Origin of the sequence: Runella sp., assembly GCF_965279615.1 — a bacterium.
GTDB lineage: Bacteria > Bacteroidota > Bacteroidia > Cytophagales > Spirosomataceae > Runella.
Genome location: NZ_OZ257252.1, coordinates 4,657,279 through 4,675,011, shown reverse-complemented (window position 1 = coordinate 4,675,011; position 17,733 = coordinate 4,657,279). Strand labels below are relative to the sequence as shown.

Sequence of the window (17,733 nt, the reverse complement as noted above, 5' to 3'; positions counted from 1 at the left end):
TAAATCAGGCATTAGCAATCAAACATCGTAAATTTCCCAATAATGTTTCGTCAACTTAGTTTTCTGTTTTTGGTAAGTCTTGCCGCCTTCGTGCAAGCCCAAAACCCCACCACCAAATACGACGCGCACGTATTGTTCAATCCGCTTTTCAATTATCAGCCTGCCAACGAATCCCGCACAGGCAGCGGAGCACCGGGGCCTCGGTATTGGCAAAATCGCGCTGACTATAAAATTGCGGTCACGCTCGACGAAGCCGCCAATACCATTGCCGGAGAAGTAGAAATAACGTATACAAATAACAGCCCGGAAGCATTGCCTTTTGTGTGGTTGCAGCTTGATCAAAATGCCTTTAATGATAACTCTCGCAGCGGCAAAACCACGCCGCTCAATGGAGGACGTTACGGAAACATGGGTTTTGAAGGCGGTTATACCATCAGTACGGTCACGATTCAGCAGGGAAAAGGGAAATTCACGCCTGCTGATTTTATTATTGAAGATACACGGATGCAGATTCGTTTGGCTGATGCAGTCAAAGGTTCGGGCGACGTGCTGAAAATAAAAGTCAATTATTCATTCAAAATACCAACCTACGCCTCCGACCGCATGGGGAAACTGGAAACCAAAAACGGCGTTATTTATGAAATCGCCCAATGGTATCCACGTATGTGCGTTTTTGATGACATTGAAGGGTGGAATGTACTTCCTTACATTGGAGCCGGCGAGTTTTATCTTAATTACGGAGATTATGAATACAGCGTAACTGTGCCTTGGGACCATATTGTAGGAGGTTCGGGCGAGTTGCTCAATGCTTCGGAGGTGATGACTTCCGAACAGATAAAACGCATGGAAGAAGCCCGTAAAAGTGATAAAACGGTCATGATTCGCAGCGCCAAAGACATAAAAGACAAAGATTCCCGACCTAAACAAACGGGAATGCTGACGTGGAAATTTCGCTGCCAAAATGCCCGTGATGTGGCTTGGGCTACTTCCCGTGCCTTTGTCTGGGATGCGGCCAAAATGAACTTACCAAGTGGCAAACCCGCCATCGCCCAATCTATGTATACCGCCGAAAATGACGGTAATGATGGTTGGGGACGTTCTACGGAGTACGTTAAAGGATGTCTGGAATTTTATTCCAAATACCTCATGGAATTTCCGTATCCGGTGGCAACCAATGTTGCCGGAATTGTGGGTGGAATGGAATATCCCGGCATTGTGTTCTGCGCGCACAGCGACAAAAAAGAAGCACTTTGGGGCGTAACTGACCACGAATTCGGCCATACCTGGTTTCCGATGATTGTGGGAAACAACGAGCGTAAATTTGCGTGGATGGACGAAGGATTCAATACCTTTATCAACATGCTTTCGACGGAAGCTTTCAACGACGGCGAATACAATCGCGACCGTTTGGACGATATGCAGAACCTCGCTCCTACCCTTTTCCGCGATGGTGCCGATCCCATTCTGACCGTTCCTGACGTCATTAAAGCCAACAATTTGGGTTGGGATGCGTATTACAAACCCGCAATCGGTCTTAAACTTCTTCGGGAAGTGGTCTTGGGTCGCGACCGGTTTGATTATGCTTTCAAACAATACGTAAAACGCTGGGCTTTCAAGCATCCAACACCTTATGATTTCTTCCGCACCATTGAAGATGCTGCCGGTGAGGACTTGGGTTGGTACTGGAAAGGCTGGTTTTACGAAAACTACAAATTGGATCAGGGTGTAAAAGAAGTACAATACGTAGAGCAAACTCCGTCAAAAGGTTCAGTAATTACCATTGAAAACCTTGAGCAATGGGCCATGCCAACGGTGGTGGAACTGGAAGAAGCAGGCGGCAAAAAGACCCGCATTACAATGCCCGTAGAGATCTGGCAACGCGGCAGCACGTGGACCTTCAAAGCAGCTACCAAAAATCCATTAAAATCCGTCACCATTGACCCGGATTCGCAACTCCCTGACATCAATCCCCGCAATAATACATGGCATCCGGTAAGATACATGTCACCTGACGAGAATTAGACATCGTTAGACTTATACAAAGCCGAGACATTATGTAGTGTTTCGGCTTTTTGCAATGGGGCATTCAATAAAAATCCCTAATTTTGAAAAAAGAAAAACATTCATGACTACTTACATTACTGAGCGTATAGCGATTGACCCTGATATATGTAATGGACGGCCAATCATCCGTGGAATGCGCATTACTGTCCAGACAGTCTTAGAGTTTTTATTTGCAGGAACTACTCGCGAGGAAATTCTTTATCAATATCCTATGCTTGAACCGGAAGACATTGATGCGTGCCAGCAATTTGCAATCAAACTAATGGAAAAACATTATGTTATTCACGAAATCAAAAATGTTGCCTGATGCCCAAATATTTGATTGATGTAAATCTTCCTTATTTCTTTTCTTTGTGGAACACCCAAGATTATATTCACCAAAATGATATTTTAAACACCGCCCCGGATACACAAATTTGGAAGTACGCAAAAGATAAGGGAATGACCATTATATCTAAAGATGCAGATTTTTCGAACCGTATCCTTCTGGCCCAACCTCCTCCTCGGGTCATTCATGTCAAAATAGGGAATACTTCATTAAAGGAATTCCACTCTATTATTTCTGCCATTTGGCCTACCGTACTCGATATGAATGAGAAATATAAGCTTGTCACTATACTTAAAGATAAAATAGAAGCAATTGAGTAAAACCCTCCGGCTCATTACTCCTCATACCAAGCCGAGACATTAGATATTGTCTCGGCTTTTTTATGTCTTCCAACCTCTCAACAATAACTCTCGGCTGCAACGCGATGTAACGGACAAGCGTATATTCCGAGAGAAAAGATGTTGAATAAACCAATTCTCAATCAATACTTCTTTATTACACCCAATATGATAAATAAAAAAAACTTCGCAGTAGTTGGCATTGTGTTCTCTTTTATTTTGCTTTTCCAATCCTGTAAAGATCCCGAAATAACAGCCGCTAAAGCTGCGGTTGTTACTGCATTAAATTGTTCGAGTGCTACTTTTTCGGCAGCCGCCACCGGCGGAACGTCTTATACCGCAACTGCAAGTGTACCTTATACCGGAGGAAATGGCGTAACATACGTTGCAGGAAGTGCGGTAGCTTCATCGGGCGTGACAGGTCTGACTGCAACATTATCGGCCGGCACCTTGACCAACGGAACCGGGACAGCGAGTTTTGTAATTACAGGAACTCCCGCCTCCGCCGGAACCGCCAATTTCTCCATTGATCTGGGTGGGCAGTCGTGTATGTTAGCTTTACCTGTAGTCGCATCAAAAGCAAGTGTAGCTACACTTACCGGTACGGTTGCACCCGCAACGGGAACAAACGGAGTGGCTTACATGGGTACTGCAACCATTTCTTACACAGGAGGTAACGGAGGAACATATGATGTTTCGACAGCATCTTCGACCGGCGTCGAAGGCTTAACGGCCACCTTAGCGGCCGGTACTTTAGCCAATGGATCAGGAAGTTTTATTTATACAATTTCGGGTACACCAACGTCTGTGGGCTCGGCTGTTTTTAATTTAAGTTTGGGGGGACAAACCTGTACGGTTTCGGTAGTGATCAGTGCTTCGAGTACGGCAACAGCCGCTAAAGATACTGTCGTGATTGTCTACGCAGGTACAAGTGCGACTGTGAGTAATGCATTTCAGAACGATGGTGTTAGTGTGGCTGTAAGCGGAGCCGATGTCACCGTTACATCAACCAATACCACCAAAGAAATCGTCTATCTTTTATCCGGAACGGCAAGCAAAGGCAGCTTTAAGATCTATAGCGAATATAAATTCAACATCACCATGAAAGGCGTTAGCCTGACAAACAGCGTTGGGCCGGCAATCAATATTCAATCAAGCAAAAAGGCAACTGTCAATGTAGTAGGCATTAACACATTGGTAGATGGAGCAACTTATGCCACAAGCAAAGAAGACCAAAAAGGCACGATTTTCAGTGAAGGCCAACTGAGTTTCGCAGGTTCAGGAACGTTGAACATAACGGGTAATAACAAACACGCCATTGCTTCAGATGATTATATTTTTGTGAGTGAAGCTGCCATCGTCATAAAATCAGCAGTGAGTGATGGTATTCACGCCAATGATTATTTTGCGATGGACAATGGAAATCTAACCATTACAGCAACGGGCAACGGTATTGAAGCCGAAGAAGGCTATGTAGCAATCAATGGCGGAACCATTGCAATTAACAGTGTGAATGACGGAATTACCGCTTCGTATGAGGGAACAGATGCAACCATTACTCCTTACGTACAAATCAAAGGTGGAAAAATAACCGTAACCACAACGGGTGACAAAGGTAATGCCATCAAGAGTGAAGGTTATACATCCATCAGCACAGGCGATGTTATAACCCTAACGGTCTCAGGCAAAGGCTCAAAAGGTATAAAAACAGGCGGAGATTTTACCTTAACTGCGGGTACGGTAAAAATAACCACATCGGGAGCGGCTTACTATGATACAGCCGATTCGGATATTGCAGCACCTTCAGGTATCAATTGTGATAAAAATTTGGCCATCAAAGGCGGCAACCTGACCATAAGCAGTACCGGAACCGGCGCAAAAGGCATCACAGCAGACGGTACGGCGACCGTCAGCGGAGGTACTACGAACATTTCGGCCACCGGAACGAAATTTACGTATAACTCTTCAACCACCAGCGAGGCCAAAGGCTTTAAAAGCGACGGTGCTTTCACAATAACGAACGGTGAGCTGAACATCGCCGCCACCGATGATGGTATAAAATCAGAAACATCTATTACCATCAATAATGGAAGTATTGTTAACATCACCAAATCGACGGAAGGAATAGAGTCTAAAACAATAACTTTTGAAGGGGGAATTACAAACATAACTTCTTCCAATGATGGGGTTAATGCTTCTATGGGAACCGTTACGGGTGGGACAGAAACGAACGATGGAAGTAATGTATTTATCAACGGAGGCATATTGATCGTAACCGGAAGTGATGGTATAGACAGCAACGGAAACCTTACGATCACCGGCGGAACAACCATCATAGGCGGTCCCTCAAGCCAACCGGAAGAAGGAGTTGATGTAAATGGCAATTTCCTTGTGAATGGTGGATTCCTGATTTCGGGAGGCTCCAACGCCAGAATGACCAAAGCCATGACTGCCTCTTCCACGCAGGTTGGTATGTACATCACGTCGAGTGCTCAGGTTGCAACTTCTTCTGTACTGCACATAGAAGATGCTTCCGGAAAAGATTTGGTAACTTTTAAGCCTAAAAATGCCAATTATTATTTCCATTTCTCAAGCTCAAATTTAACCAAAGGAGCTCAATACAAACTATATTTCGGTGGAAGTTATACCGGTGGAAGTTTTGTAGGGGGCTCTTCCGGATGGGGATTATACAATGGTGGAACCTATTCCAATTCGGGCGCAACATTGAAATCAACTACCACGACTTCAAGTTCTGCTACGGTAAATACAATAACTTTCTAACCAATTGTTTGAGCTAATAGGTAAGAGTTTTTTTCCTCTGACATCTTACCTCTTTTTTTACCCCTCATACCAAACCGAGGCACTGCGCAGTGTCTCGGCTATTTTTTTACGCAATTCTTTCGGTTCAAGCACTTCAACATCCGCTCCAAATTCAAGGATTTTGGCGATGAGTTCGCGGTTGGTGTAGACCTGAATGGAAATCGTTCGTTCTCCTAAAGGTTGCTGACTACAATGCAGTTTTTTGGTCATCACATACGGAAGGCGGCCTTCACTGAATCGCAGGCGAACGGTTTCCAACGTACCTTCAAGTGTAGTTCCAATCATATGAGTGAACCGCTCCCGCCAATCGAAATACTTGTCATAGCCAAAAGTTTCATGTGTTTCATGGAAATGACCAATGCGATCAAGCGGTAAATTTTGGATGTTATTTTTCCCGTTTTCCCATCCAATCAAAAACCAACGATTGTTGTATTCTTTGAGCAACAGGGGAAAAATATGCCGTTGATACTTCGGTTTTCCAAAAGGTTCGTAATTAACGCGCACAAATCGCCGGTTCTGAATCGCTTGGTAAAGTTGAGGCAAATGCTCTTTCCCATTTAATTCCACTTCTTCAAACGCAATAGCCGCATTTTTCTCTGCGTCAGTGAGCGACAGGCGTTGTTCCAAACGCAGCAAAATATCCTCCAACCCCAAAAATTCTTTCGTCTTAGAAACTTGCCGGAGCAATGCCACTGCTTCGTTGAGCGAGCCATAATAGCTGTCGTCCAATTTTTCCAAAAACGAAAATGGCACCACATAACGGTAACTTTTGGCGCGTTTGGGAATTTCGGCACCCATATCCCGCAAATCCTGAATGTCATCGCGCAGCGTTCGGTCCGAAATGTGTTGTTCTACTTTTTCCGCTATAGCCTCAATCAGCGTTTGAGCGGTATACGCCTGCATAGTGCGCAGCTTTTGGTGAATGGCAAACAGCCGCTCTAAGCGTTTTTTGTCCATGAATTTTTTTTAGAAATTACCAATGACGGAACTAACTCTGCCTTCAAAGATACCACTTTTGCAGCGGCTTCTAACCAAAGCCCCTCAGAATATGGCTAACGCATCTCTTCTTTCATTCTTGGGCTTTTCGGCAACTACGGAGCAAGCAAACGCTTTGACGACTATCGAACGTTTCTTGGCAGGCAACGACCGGTTTTTGATTGTAAGAGGAGCGGCCGGTACGGGCAAAACCGGCATTATGAGTGCCGTCACACGGTATCTGACTGCAAACTCTATCATTCCTGTGCCGCTTGGCCCCACTGGGCGAGCGGCCAAAAACATCGGGCGCAAAACGGGTACTCCTGCGAAAACCATGCACAGTTGTTTTTATACCCCCAAAACCGACGTGGAAGAAGCCGTTGTCCGCTTGGAACGCCGCGCCAACGATTGCCCCACGCCGCAGGTGTTCATTGCCGACGAAAGCTCCATGGTCAGCGACCGATTGGACACCGGCGGCGATTTTGTGGCTTCTCGCTCGTTATTGGCCGATTTTATAGATTTTGTCCAACAGGGCCACCCTCAAAACAAAATCATTTTTGTGGGCGATGCCTGTCAACTGCCGCCCGTAGGCTATGAATCAAGAGAAGCTTCACCGGCACTCATGGCAGAGCATCTGCGCCAACACTACGGCCTACGCGGCGATACCATCGAACTCACGCAAGTGATGCGTCAAGGCGAAGGCTCGGCTATTTTGGCTGTGGCTGACGTCCTCCGTCAAAACATGGTCACAAGACGTTTGGCAGTTCCTCATTCGATGGGACAGGCGTATTACAAACCCGCTCATGCCATCCAGCTATATCTGGAACGCTTTGCGCAAGGCCAACACGACCGCGTGGCGATTTTGTCGCAGACTAACTCGTACCGCAACGATTGCAACGCTCAAGTCAGAACGGCATTGGGTTTGACGGGGAGTTTGGCCGTAAACGACACCGTGACGCTTACGCAAACGCATATAGGGCAAAAGTACATAGCCAATGGTGAAGTGGGCGTTGTCAAAGCCCTCGATTCACGGATGCATCGCGTGGCAGAGTTGGAATTTGCAGAAGCCGAAATCGCCTTCAAAGACGAGCAGAATACCGAGTTCAGCATTGTGTCTTTGGTGCTGTTGGATGCGCTCAAGGGTGCTTTAGACCGTGAGCAACGCAAAGCCCTTTTTGCCGCCGAAATGCGCAATAATCAAGCATTCAGGAAGAGCCAAGACCTTCGAGACAGCCTGTATTTGAGCGCCTTACAACTCAACTACGGCCACGCGCTCACGGTACACAAAGCCCAGGGCAGTGAGTGGGATACCGTGATCATGAACACGTGGATGAAAGAAATGGATTTACGTTTCCTGTACACGGGCATTACACGGGCGCGCTCCGAGCTCTTCACCAACGGAGCGCACCGCTACGTGGCCTAACGAATGGGAGAAAAATGTATATTTGAAGAAAAATAACTAAAAATATGACGCTCACCGAACTTGAAACACTATTACGGCAGAAAAAGGTTTTTGACCGTTTTGGCCTCTCGCAATTGGGTGTATTCGGCTCTTTTGCCCGCAATGAGCCTTACAATGACATTGATTTTTTGCTTGAACAAGACCAAGACTTAAATTATACTACTCGTCAACGCCTTAAACGCAGTTTGCAAAGTATCTTGAAAATTAAAATTGACCTTGTCCCCGAAAAATTTGCCGACCCTATTATCCTTTATCGCGCCCGAAAAGATTTGAAATATGTTAAAAAGTAAAAAGTCAGATTTGCTGCCGCTACTCGTTATGCTTGAATCTATCGGCAAAATTGAATTATACTCTCGCAATTTCAGCGATGCCGAAACCTTTTTTATGGCCGACGACCAAATAAGATTCAACGCCAGCCTACTGCTAATGTCTAATATTGGTGAATATTGCAGCCGAATCTCTGATGAATTGAAAACTAAATATGCTACTGTTGCTTGGCGACAAATAAAAGGTTTAAGAAATCGAATTGCGCACGACTATACGGGTATTGACTACGAAATGGTGTTTGATATTATCCAAAATGACTTACCAAAACTGAAAGAAAGCTTTGAAAATATCTTAAAACAAGAGTTAGTAACAGGTTTTTTCGACATAGCAGAATGCGAGATTGCGCGTCAAAGTATTTTTTACAAACACGTTGATTTCGATAAGTTCTTGGATTAAGTACTAATTATAAAGAGGCACTCATTTTAAAAGTCCAAATTCAACGAATTATCAAAGATTTAAGCCAAGAAAACCCATGACTACCCACCTCAAAGGATTTGGATTAGAAAACTTTCGCGTATTTAAAGTTTGGCAGTTCTAAAAATTATTAAGTTATTTGAAACAGGGCATCTACCAGATATTGATTTTCGCAAGGCGCTTCGCTTTGTTGTTCTACTTCGGTAGAACTGAACGTTATCTCGTTCATTGATTCCTCTAACTTTCCGTCAAATGGGTAGTTATTGATTCTTATTTGATGTAAAAACGTCAGATTGGGGTCAAATTTACATTTAGATTGGGGTGGGGTGTTATTCCATACATGATGAATAGTGTAGATGTCCTAATTTTTTTCAAATGATTCTTACCACCGAACAGAAAGATATAATACAGGCGAGTTTTGCTAAAATGCAGACCAAAGAAGACTTAATAGACCTTCTCAATCATGCTAAATCTATTCTATATCCTTCAAAATCTGACAAAGAGCCTAAACCCATTAGGCTAAAATCCATTTCTTTTTATGCGGATTATAGGTTATCTTCAAATAAACGATACCGGCATTTTACAATTAAAAAGAAAAACGGTAAAGAACGGCAAATAGCCGCCCCTGCTTCTGGGTTAAAGCTTATCCAAAGGTGTTTAAATTTGATTTTTGGAGCTATTTACGAACCTAAAAGCTATGTTACAGGATTTGTAAATGAAAAAAGTATAGTTGACAATGCTAATATTCATGTAGGCAAAAGATACGTTTTCAATATTGATTTACAAGATTTTTTCCCCTCTATCACTGTTTATAGAATTAAAGCTGTTTTAGGGATTGAACCCTTTAATTTAATAAACGATAGAGACTTCCTTGCCTTCACCATCTCCAACTTATGCTGCATTGAAAACCCTCAAAATAAAGCCGTTTTGCCCCAAGGAGCACCGACATCCCCTATTTTATCAAATATTGCTAGTCAAAAATTAGATAGACGCTTAAATGGATTAGCTAAGAAAGTTGGTTGTAAATATTCTCGATATGCTGATGACATTACGTTTTCGGCAGACATGGATATCTTTAATCTGGAATTCAAAACAGAAATGCGTAAAATTATTGAAGAGTAAGGATTCAGGATAAACGAAGCAAAGGTCAGATTCCAATCTACGGCTTATCGCCAAGAAGTAACAGGGCTTACGGTTAATGAAAAAGTAAACGTTTCCAAACGGTATGTACGCTCAATTAGGGCAATGCTCAATAATTGGGAAAAGTTAGGGTACGCTAAAGCAGAAGAACGATTTTTGTTACATTATGGGATAGACAAGGGGTATTCTAAAAAAAATCAACCTAGTTTTAAGAATGTACTTTGGGGTAAACTACAATTTTTAAGAATGGTAAAGGGTAGCGAGGACGCTACACTCTTAAAATATCAACTTAAATTTAATGCCCTTGCAGAATTACCTGAAGAAAATGCTCTTGCAAAATTAGAAAAGTTATTGTCAATTTGGGAAACAGAAGGAATAGATAAAGCATCTCAAAATGGCAAAGACTGACCCTAAACGACTTAAATTTCTAATGGATGTGGATGAGGCAATACAAGCAGTTGAAAAAGAACACCCTTCCAATAATACGGTCACGAAAATCAAAGACCGTTTTTATAGCCTCGCTAATCAAGAATTTACTCGTTCTACCTTGAGGGAAATTCATGAATTAGCAATAGAAGATATTTTAGAAAAGCAGGCACAAAATTTTTATGGGAATTTTCCTCCTGATATTCAAAAAGAACTTGTGCATACATTCATTGAAATGGAACACCAACGTCGTAGGGATAACTTTTTGGAGTTTTGTCTATTTCTTTTCAAACAAATTGAGTGTTATGTGAACTACAATATAAGTAGCGGTACTCTTTTTCAAAGGATTATAGATAAAAGAACAGAGAAGGCTTTTGTTTGGCAAAGGCTTTACTTTGACAATAATTTAAAAGAATATCAAAATCGAACTAAGAAGTTTGAAAAATATGGACAAGCCTTACAAAATGAAGTTTTAAATTTTTACAATATAGATTATGACAAAAAATATCCTCTCAACTATCGTATTAATGCTACTGATATTCGCAACTTAGATATAATGGCCAAATGTAGGGTTATAATATACTGCCTTTACTTCAATGAAAAAGTAGAGGACTTTGAGTTTGAATCTGCAAAAAATACAGTAAATGAAATATATCAACTTCGCAATGCGGCTCATGGGGGAAAGTTCAGTGAGATAAAACAAAAATTACTCAATAATCAATCTTTAGAAAAAAAAGAACAAATTTTATACGACGCTTGGCAAAACAGATATGTTAATTATTTGAAATATATGGGTTTCTTAGCGGACTTCATGCAAAAAGTTTCAAATTCTTCTAACCTGAACTTAGTTTAGTTCTTTATTGGTAGTTATTCAAAACAATGATTGGGATAAAGTAAATAATAATGTCTCCCTACCTCTCCTATACCAACCGCCAAGGCTCTACAGCTTACATCAGGGCAGTGCCTACTGCCAAAGGTGGTGCGCGCTACTACATTACCAAAGACCCCGAAGCGGCGGATTTGTTGGAGGAAATGCCAAGCGGGTTTGAGTTTTATGAATATCCGTCGGATGACCGAATTGTATTTCGTAAAAGAGTGCCGTGCAAAATTAGGGCCTCTGAGCAGCAAGTGGTCGAAGAGGCCATGCACAACCTATCGGATGTCAAGGACTTTATCGTAGCTGCCGACGCAAACACTATTACCATTTACATTTCTCAGTTTAGTTCCATATCGGGCGAACACGAAAACCCCACTGCCGAAGAAACCCGATTGAGTTGGGGAGGCGAACACGTAGATAGATTTAAACAATACGATGAGTATGTAAGATTTATACTTGTCAATGAAGCTAAACGTACTTTCCGCCTCGAACGAATTGTATTCTTAGTTTTTTTCAACCATGACTATGCCGAGTTAGAAACCTCCGATGATTTGGAGTCGTTGGCCGAAATGGTTTGTCAGCAAATCGGCTATCCTACCTATTTTGATTTGGCTCCCAAAGGCTACGAAGAGTAATGCAAACCACCAAAAACCCATATTAGACGCAAAGCAAAAGTGCATTTTCTCCTATCTTTGATAAAATTCTTCTTTTAGTATGAATGCTTACTCCCAACATATCGTAGCTGACCACCGTGTTATGCTTGGCAAGCCCGTTATCAAAGGGACTCGGATAACCGTAGAGCTTATCTTACGAAAACTGGCGCAAGGAGCTACTCCCCAAGACCTTATCCAAATGTATCCTCACATCACTTCGGAAGATATCAGTGCGGTTTTCTTATATGCGGCAGAAGTATTGGCCAATGAAGAAATGATTGATTCCGCCGCGTGATTTTGGCCGATGAAAACAGCGAGTCTATAACCTTTCGATTCAATCTTTCCCAAAAACTCAAAGCGCCCTTAGGCCGGTCTGTAAGTACTCAGGAGAAATTTAAAATCTAAAAAAATGCTTACTCCCGAAGAAATCCGCTACAAAATTAATTACGAAATCATCGTAGATGCCTACGACGAGTACGAAATGAGCTCTGGATGGTACTGCACTTTTGATGAAACACTCGTTTTTCCATTTTTTGCTACTGCTCAACTCAAAAAGAAAGACGGAGGTGTAGAATCGAAACGGGTAAAAATCGTCGGTTTGCACAGTGATGCAGAAGGTTTTACCGAAAAAGATTTCCAACTCGAAATGGAGCGAGGAAATTATCTTGTTCAGATCGAATACTCCAAACTCAGCGATATAGAAGCCGACGACGAAACCCTTGAAATGTTCCAGATTTGGGACTTCTGGGTCAATGAATACTAATTCTCACCCTTCAACTCCTCATACACATTCTCCAAATCCATAATATACCAGTAGTCTAGGTTGTCGAACCGGAAAAGAGCTTCTATTCTCTGCCGGAAATACGACAAATAGCCGTTTGCCTGAATGAGTTTCATTGCTTTCTTAAACATCGTTGTTGAAGCATTATAGTTGGCATCGGCTGCTCCACCAAATTCGTTAGCGTGCTCAGTGGTAAGTTCTACCCGATAAAGTAGCAAATCAATAACATCGTAAGGGAAAGCAGCTACTTTCTCAAATTCTGCTACTAACGTCTTGATTTCGGCGTTGCTTGGGTCTTTAGGATTTCCCGATGGCGTCCAAAATTGACGATAGACTTTCTTTTTATAGGTATCCAACATCGCTTGCCGCTCTGATTCGCTCATCAAATCTTGGTTATAGTAATCCTTCACTTGCGGCAGTTTTTGATATAATTTCAAGATTTCTGCGCGAAGTGCCTCCTCATTCATTTCGGCAAGGTACTTTTTAAGTTCGGAGGTTTTGTTCTTTTGCGTCATGAGTAGTTCGGATGATGGGTAAAAATAAGCTTATTTGTTATTTGTTTTAAAACAAGCGGATAGAAAAATCTCACAATCATGCTCACAGTCGAAGACATCCGCTACAGGACGATTCGCCGTTGCGATTGACTACGAAATCATTGTAGATACCTATGACGAGTACGAAATGAGCTCGGGATGGCAGATTATCTTGTTCCGCTTGAATACTCCAAACTCAACAACATAGAAGTTGACGAAGAAACGCCGGAAATGTTCCAAATTTGGGATTATTGGGTAAATGAATAATAGACTCCAGTGCTACAAAAATAATTTTTCTTCCTGCTTTCCGGCACGCTCCCGGCATTGTATTTGTGACTTTGATTCAGTAGTAACGTACATATTTTAGAATATTGACGTTACTTTTGTGCGTGTATTTCATAGATCATGTTTAAAGTACCACTTTAACTCGAGTGGCTGATTGGTTTTGAGTTGTGGATAAAGTAATAATGCCCTTGAAAAATCTTCTATTTCTTCTTTTGGTCAGTTTTTCCCTGTTCGCCCAACCCAAGCGCGAATTTAGGGGTGTGTGGATTGCCAACGTTGGAAACGTTGATTGGCCGTCGACCAAAGGCCTTTCTGCCGCACAACAGCAGCAGGAATTGGTAGATTTATTGGACATGATCAAAATGCGCGGCCTGAACGCCGTGTTTTTTCAGATACGCAATGCCTGTGATGCCGTTTATGAAAGTAAGTTGGAGCCTTGGTCAGAGTGGCTTACGGGGCAGCAGGGGCAGTCGCCCGGGTATGACCCGCTGGCATTTATGATTCGGGAATGCCGTAAGCGCAATCTTGAGATCCACGCGTGGATGAATCCCTACCGCGCCGTGACAGACATTCGAACCGCTTCGCTTGCGCCAAATCACGTAGCAAAAGTACGGCCTGATGTATTGTTGTCATATGGCCCGCTTCGTCTTCTTGATCCCGGTCGTCCGGAAGTTCGTTCGTTCGTAACGCGCGTAGTAATGGATGTTATACGTCGTTATGATGTGGATGGGATTCACTTTGACGATTATTTTTATCCCTATCCTCAGGCCGGTCTCACGCTCAATGATAACGCGACTTTTGCGGACTACAATCGCGGCTTTACCAACCGTGCCGACTGGCGTCGCGACAATGTTAATTTACTCATTGAAGCCGTTTCTGACAGTCTTAGACGCGTAAAACCTTGGATAAAATTTGGAGTTTCGCCTTTTGGTATCTGGAAAAACCGCAGCAGTTCGCCGGAAGGATCCAATTCTCGTGGTTTTGAGGCTTATTCAGGCAATTTTGCCGATGCCCGCAAATGGATAGAAGAGGGCTGGGTCGATTATATTGCGCCACAAGTGTATTGGAGTATGGGCAATGGTTCAGCCAATTATACGCATTTAGTACCTTGGTGGAGCGAGCATGTCGCCGAGCAGCATCTTTACATCGGCCATGGGGTATACAAGGTCAACAGCGATGCCAATTGGCGCAGACCTCAGGAAGTGTCCAATCAAATACGCTACAATCGAACTTTTCCAAACGTTCAGGGCAGTATTCTTTTCAGCGCCAAAATACTTCGCAATAATCCCAATAGATTTTGTGATGTACTGTGCGAGGAAGTGTACCAATCACCTGCACTTGTTCCGGCCATGCCTTGGAAAACGACAACGCCGCCTCCCGTTCCTACACAACTCGAAGCGCAACTTAACGACAATAACACGATCACCTTGAAGTGGGATTATCCTTCTACGGCTACTTCTGAGCGCGACAAAGCGCGTTATTTTGTAGTCTACAGAAGTATCAACAAAGCGTCTATTGACCTCAGAACCGGGCTTTCCATTCAGGCAACTGTAGTAAAAGATGAAGGTAAAAACACATTTACTTTCACTGATATGCACGTTACTCCCGGAACAAAATACAATTATACGATCAGTGCTTTTAACCGTCTCCACAATGAAAGTCAGCCAACCGACGTGGTCAGCATCTCTACCACTCAAAGAGCGGTTGAAATAGTGGAAGAAGTCCGTAAACCGATTTTGCCGCTGGCTTCGCAATTACAGGCGCCTATTACGCAACATGAAGAGCCAACGGAGGCTGTTGCGGCGGCAGCAGAAGAACAGGAGGAAGAAGCTCAACCCGAAACGCAGGAAGCTGATTCAGAGGAACTTTTGGAAGTTTTCCCGAACCCATTTAATCAACAGATAGACATTAGATACCGTCTTACGGAAGCTACCGAGGTATCATTGTATGTATATGATTCACACGGTACACGTGTGGGCGCTTTGGTCGTTAATAAACCTCAGCAAGTAGGTACTTATTCCGTGAAATTCAACGGCCAATTCCTGAGCGAAGGCGCTTATTATGCGCGTTTAATGGCCGGGCCTGTTCAAAAAACGGTAAAGATGATTCTGAAACGTTAGGAATCGTTAACAAAAATAAGGCACCAAACACCGCCATTCGTCGTTGATAAGCCAAAACAACTTATAATACAACCATGAAACGATTCGTATTTAGCGCCTTGTTGCTTGCCGCAAGTGCCGCTGCTTTTGCTCAAACAACTACAGCCGTGGAAAAAGATCCCATCAAAAAAATCGAAGTAACGGGTACTGCCGAACTTGAAGTAGTTCCCGACGAACTTTATTTTACAATTTCATTGAAGGAATATTTCAAAGATGAAAAAAATCAAAAAGATAAAGTTGCCCTTGAAACCCTCGAAAAGCAACTCATTGAAGCGGTAAAAAGCGCAGGTTTACCCAAAGAAAATCTCAGCGTCAGCGGTGTAACAGGATATAGAGAATGGACGGGAAAGAAAAAACCACAACATTTTCTCGCAGGAAAGCAGTTTCAATTGAAACTTTCCAACGCCAATAACATCAACGACCTGATGTCGAAAGTAGACGATCGAGGCGTAGAATACGTAAATATGAGCCGCGTAGAGCATTCCAAAAAAGAAGAATTTCGTCGTCAGGTTAAAGTTAACGCGCTCAAAGCAGCCAAAGAAAAAGCGGGTTATTTGTTGGAATCCATTGGTGAGAAATTAGGCGAAGTGCTTGAAATTCACGAAGTGGAAGAGGGCAATGTCTATCCGATGTACAAACAGGCGCAATACAATGTACGCATGATGGCTGCCGATGCCGCACCCGAAAGCGAAGGACTTGAATATCAGAAAATCAAGTACAGCTACCGTATGAACGCGACATTCAGAATCAAATAACAACTACTTTATTCACGCAAAGACGCTAAGAAGCAGAGAAAAAGACTTTGCTTCTTAGCGTCTTTGCGTGAATTCTTTATTTTTTTCTTCTTACATCCAAACCGTAGCCTTTCAAAATACTACGCGCCAATGCTGATTTATGTACTTCATCGGCTCCATCGTAGATACGCGCGGCTCGCTCATGAGCGTACCAGTACGAAAGTAAAATATCGCTGGTCATGCCTAACCCTCCATGGGTTTGAATAGAGCGGTCAATAACGCGCAACATCATATTGGCCGTAAAAAACTTGATCATTGAAATCTCATCTCGCACCGATGCCGCGCCAAATTGATCAATGTTATGTGCTGTGCGCAATACCAACAATCGAGCCGCATCAATTTCTGCCCGACTTTCGGCAATAAAGCCCTGAATGAATTGCGTATCGCCCAATACTTTTCCTTCTTCCAATTCTCGACTCACGGCATAACGGCACATCAGATCAAAGCTGCGTTCGGCAATGCCGATAAACCGCATGCAATGGTGAATCCTTCCGGGACCGAGGCGTTCCTGCGCCAATAAAAAGCCCGCACCTTCTGCACCTATCAGGTTGGCCTGCGGCACACGCACGTTTTCATATAACATTTCGGCATGACTCGCCCAACTGTCGCCGGCATGGCCCATGATGGGAATATTGCGCACTAGTTTTACGCCGGATGTTTCCATCGGAACTAAGATTTGGCTTGCGCGTTTGTGCGGAGCGGCGTCAGGATTTGTCACCGCCATTACAACCGCAAAAGCTGCTCCATCAGCTGAACTGGTAAACCATTTATGTCCATTGATGACATAATCATCTCCATCTTTTACCGCCGTTGTTCCCATACGTGTTGGGTTAGAGCCGGCAAATTCGGGTTCGGTCATACTGAAACAGCTCCGGATTTCGCCATTCATGAGCGGTTTTAAATAACGCTCTTTTAAATGATTCGGCGCGTATTTATGCATCAGTTCGGTATTTCCAATATCAGGTGCCTGTGTATTAAATACGAAATGCCCAAAAGGAGAGCTTGCCAATACTTCACTGATCTGTCCGAATTCACAAAGTGTCAGGTTCAGTCCACCGTCTTCTTCGGGCAAGTGCAACCCCCACAAGCCTGCTTCCCTGACGAGTTTTCGTTTCTGCTGTAGAACAGTCTCTACATGTGAAAAGTTATGGGCGAGGTATTCAGGGGTTTCGAGCGGATAAAGCTCTTTTTCAATAAATGCTTTGATTTTTGGTAATAACTCCCGAGTGCGGTCGGTGGCAAAGATTGGTTCCATTGAATTGGCGAGGGTTTATTATGCACGCAGATTATTTTTTCAAATATAAATAATAAAGCTTTACCGCAGGCGTGATATTTACCGGCAGAATCACCCTATTTT

Annotated in this window: 18 protein-coding genes; 15 read left to right on the top strand and 3 right to left on the bottom strand. The window is 43.2% G+C overall.

Annotation, left to right across the window (positions count from 1 at the left end):
- Window positions 1-42 precede the first annotated feature (42 nt).
- From ACQY73_RS20050 to ACQY73_RS20035, 4 genes are all read left to right on the top strand, one after another.
- The gene (locus ACQY73_RS20050; protein ID WP_428654195.1) at window positions 43-2,022 is read left to right on the top strand and encodes a M1 family metallopeptidase; all 1,980 of its coding nucleotides are present in this window, start codon (window positions 43-45) and stop codon (window positions 2,020-2,022) included.
- Between the two features lie 103 nt (window positions 2,023-2,125).
- The gene (locus tag ACQY73_RS20045; RefSeq protein WP_428654193.1) at window positions 2,126-2,371 is read left to right on the top strand and encodes a DUF433 domain-containing protein; all 246 of its coding nucleotides are present in this window, start codon (window positions 2,126-2,128) and stop codon (window positions 2,369-2,371) included.
- The gene (locus ACQY73_RS20040; RefSeq protein WP_428654191.1) at window positions 2,371-2,712 is read left to right on the top strand and encodes a DUF5615 family PIN-like protein; all 342 of its coding nucleotides are present in this window, start codon (window positions 2,371-2,373) and stop codon (window positions 2,710-2,712) included. The genes ACQY73_RS20045 and ACQY73_RS20040 overlap by 1 nt, the downstream gene beginning before the upstream one ends.
- Window positions 2,713-2,898: 186 nt before the next feature.
- The gene (locus ACQY73_RS20035; protein ID WP_428654189.1) at window positions 2,899-5,511 is read left to right on the top strand and encodes a carbohydrate-binding domain-containing protein; all 2,613 of its coding nucleotides are present in this window, start codon (window positions 2,899-2,901) and stop codon (window positions 5,509-5,511) included.
- Window positions 5,512-5,568: 57 nt separating this feature from the next.
- On the opposite strand, the gene ACQY73_RS20030 is transcribed toward ACQY73_RS20035, so the two are convergent.
- Entirely contained in the window at window positions 5,569-6,507 is a 939-nt protein-coding gene (locus ACQY73_RS20030) for a helix-turn-helix transcriptional regulator (protein WP_428654187.1), read from the bottom strand.
- 91 nt (window positions 6,508-6,598) lie between these two features.
- On the opposite strand from ACQY73_RS20030, the gene ACQY73_RS20025 reads away from it, so the two are divergent.
- The 9 genes from ACQY73_RS20025 to ACQY73_RS19985 all read left to right on the top strand — a co-directional run bounded on the left by ACQY73_RS20025 (window position 6,599) and on the right by ACQY73_RS19985 (window position 12,587).
- A complete protein-coding gene (locus ACQY73_RS20025) occupies window positions 6,599-7,948 on the top strand; it encodes an ATP-dependent DNA helicase (RefSeq protein WP_428654184.1) in 1,350 nt (449 codons plus the stop codon).
- A 44-nt stretch (window positions 7,949-7,992) separates the two neighbouring features.
- Window positions 7,993-8,277 (top strand): nucleotidyltransferase family protein, encoded by a 285-nt coding sequence (locus ACQY73_RS20020; protein WP_428654180.1) that lies wholly within the window; start codon window positions 7,993-7,995, stop codon window positions 8,275-8,277.
- Complete coding sequence (locus ACQY73_RS20015; protein WP_428654178.1) at window positions 8,264-8,710, top strand: HepT-like ribonuclease domain-containing protein; 447 nt, start codon at window positions 8,264-8,266, stop codon at window positions 8,708-8,710. The genes ACQY73_RS20020 and ACQY73_RS20015 overlap by 14 nt, the downstream gene beginning before the upstream one ends.
- Window positions 8,711-9,103: 393 nt before the next feature.
- Window positions 9,104-9,850, top strand: coding sequence for a reverse transcriptase domain-containing protein (locus tag ACQY73_RS20010; RefSeq protein WP_428654177.1), 747 nt, complete (start codon window positions 9,104-9,106; stop codon window positions 9,848-9,850).
- A 123-nt stretch (window positions 9,851-9,973) separates the two neighbouring features.
- A complete protein-coding gene (locus tag ACQY73_RS20005; RefSeq protein ID WP_428654175.1) occupies window positions 9,974-10,276 on the top strand; it encodes a hypothetical protein in 303 nt (100 codons plus the stop codon).
- Window positions 10,263-11,147, top strand: coding sequence for a hypothetical protein (locus ACQY73_RS20000; protein ID WP_428654172.1), 885 nt, complete (start codon window positions 10,263-10,265; stop codon window positions 11,145-11,147). The genes ACQY73_RS20005 and ACQY73_RS20000 overlap by 14 nt, the downstream gene beginning before the upstream one ends.
- Before the next feature lie 50 nt (window positions 11,148-11,197).
- Window positions 11,198-11,806, top strand: a complete 609-nt coding sequence (locus tag ACQY73_RS19995) for a hypothetical protein (RefSeq protein WP_428654170.1) — start codon at window positions 11,198-11,200, stop codon at window positions 11,804-11,806.
- Between the two features lie 79 nt (window positions 11,807-11,885).
- The gene (locus ACQY73_RS19990) at window positions 11,886-12,119 is read left to right on the top strand and encodes a DUF433 domain-containing protein (protein ID WP_428654168.1); all 234 of its coding nucleotides are present in this window, start codon (window positions 11,886-11,888) and stop codon (window positions 12,117-12,119) included.
- A gap of 114 nt (window positions 12,120-12,233) precedes the next feature.
- Complete coding sequence (locus tag ACQY73_RS19985; RefSeq protein ID WP_428654165.1) at window positions 12,234-12,587, top strand: calcium-binding protein; 354 nt, start codon at window positions 12,234-12,236, stop codon at window positions 12,585-12,587.
- On the opposite strand, the gene ACQY73_RS19980 is transcribed toward ACQY73_RS19985, so the two are convergent.
- Complete coding sequence (locus ACQY73_RS19980; RefSeq protein ID WP_428654163.1) at window positions 12,584-13,120, bottom strand: DUF6155 family protein; 537 nt, start codon at window positions 13,118-13,120, stop codon at window positions 12,584-12,586. The two genes, ACQY73_RS19985 and ACQY73_RS19980, sit on opposite strands and share 4 nt — an antisense overlap.
- A 491-nt stretch (window positions 13,121-13,611) precedes the next feature.
- Here ACQY73_RS19980 and ACQY73_RS19975 point away from each other — a divergent pair, with 491 nt between their 5' ends.
- Window positions 13,612-15,543, top strand: a complete 1,932-nt coding sequence (locus ACQY73_RS19975; protein ID WP_428654161.1) for a family 10 glycosylhydrolase — start codon at window positions 13,612-13,614, stop codon at window positions 15,541-15,543.
- A gap of 74 nt (window positions 15,544-15,617) precedes the next feature.
- Window positions 15,618-16,337, top strand: a complete 720-nt coding sequence (locus ACQY73_RS19970) for an SIMPL domain-containing protein (protein WP_428654159.1) — start codon at window positions 15,618-15,620, stop codon at window positions 16,335-16,337.
- 76 nt (window positions 16,338-16,413) lie between these two features.
- Here the strand turns inward: ACQY73_RS19970 and ACQY73_RS19965 are convergent, their stop codons facing one another.
- The gene (locus ACQY73_RS19965) at window positions 16,414-17,631 is read right to left on the bottom strand and encodes an acyl-CoA dehydrogenase family protein (RefSeq protein WP_428654157.1); all 1,218 of its coding nucleotides are present in this window, start codon (window positions 17,629-17,631) and stop codon (window positions 16,414-16,416) included.
- Between the last annotated feature and the right edge of the window lie 102 nt (window positions 17,632-17,733).

Coding starts and splice junctions, on each gene's coding strand:
- ACQY73_RS20050 (WP_428654195.1), top strand. CDS start 43: ATGTTTCGTCAACTTAGTTTTCTGTTTTTGGTAAGTCTTGCCGCCTTC.
- ACQY73_RS20045 (WP_428654193.1), top strand. CDS start 2,126: ATGACTACTTACATTACTGAGCGTATAGCGATTGACCCTGATATATGT.
- ACQY73_RS20040 (WP_428654191.1), top strand. CDS start 2,371: ATGCCCAAATATTTGATTGATGTAAATCTTCCTTATTTCTTTTCTTTG.
- ACQY73_RS20035 (WP_428654189.1), top strand. CDS start 2,899: ATGATAAATAAAAAAAACTTCGCAGTAGTTGGCATTGTGTTCTCTTTT.
- ACQY73_RS20030 (WP_428654187.1), bottom strand. CDS start 6,507: ATGGACAAAAAACGCTTAGAGCGGCTGTTTGCCATTCACCAAAAGCTG.
- ACQY73_RS20025 (WP_428654184.1), top strand. CDS start 6,599: ATGGCTAACGCATCTCTTCTTTCATTCTTGGGCTTTTCGGCAACTACG.
- ACQY73_RS20020 (WP_428654180.1), top strand. CDS start 7,993: ATGACGCTCACCGAACTTGAAACACTATTACGGCAGAAAAAGGTTTTT.
- ACQY73_RS20015 (WP_428654178.1), top strand. CDS start 8,264: ATGTTAAAAAGTAAAAAGTCAGATTTGCTGCCGCTACTCGTTATGCTT.
- ACQY73_RS20010 (WP_428654177.1), top strand. CDS start 9,104: ATGATTCTTACCACCGAACAGAAAGATATAATACAGGCGAGTTTTGCT.
- ACQY73_RS20005 (WP_428654175.1), top strand. CDS start 9,974: ATGCTCAATAATTGGGAAAAGTTAGGGTACGCTAAAGCAGAAGAACGA.
- ACQY73_RS20000 (WP_428654172.1), top strand. CDS start 10,263: ATGGCAAAGACTGACCCTAAACGACTTAAATTTCTAATGGATGTGGAT.
- ACQY73_RS19995 (WP_428654170.1), top strand. CDS start 11,198: ATGTCTCCCTACCTCTCCTATACCAACCGCCAAGGCTCTACAGCTTAC.
- ACQY73_RS19990 (WP_428654168.1), top strand. CDS start 11,886: ATGAATGCTTACTCCCAACATATCGTAGCTGACCACCGTGTTATGCTT.
- ACQY73_RS19985 (WP_428654165.1), top strand. CDS start 12,234: ATGCTTACTCCCGAAGAAATCCGCTACAAAATTAATTACGAAATCATC.
- ACQY73_RS19980 (WP_428654163.1), bottom strand. CDS start 13,120: ATGACGCAAAAGAACAAAACCTCCGAACTTAAAAAGTACCTTGCCGAA.
- ACQY73_RS19970 (WP_428654159.1), top strand. CDS start 15,618: ATGAAACGATTCGTATTTAGCGCCTTGTTGCTTGCCGCAAGTGCCGCT.
- ACQY73_RS19965 (WP_428654157.1), bottom strand. CDS start 17,631: ATGGAACCAATCTTTGCCACCGACCGCACTCGGGAGTTATTACCAAAA.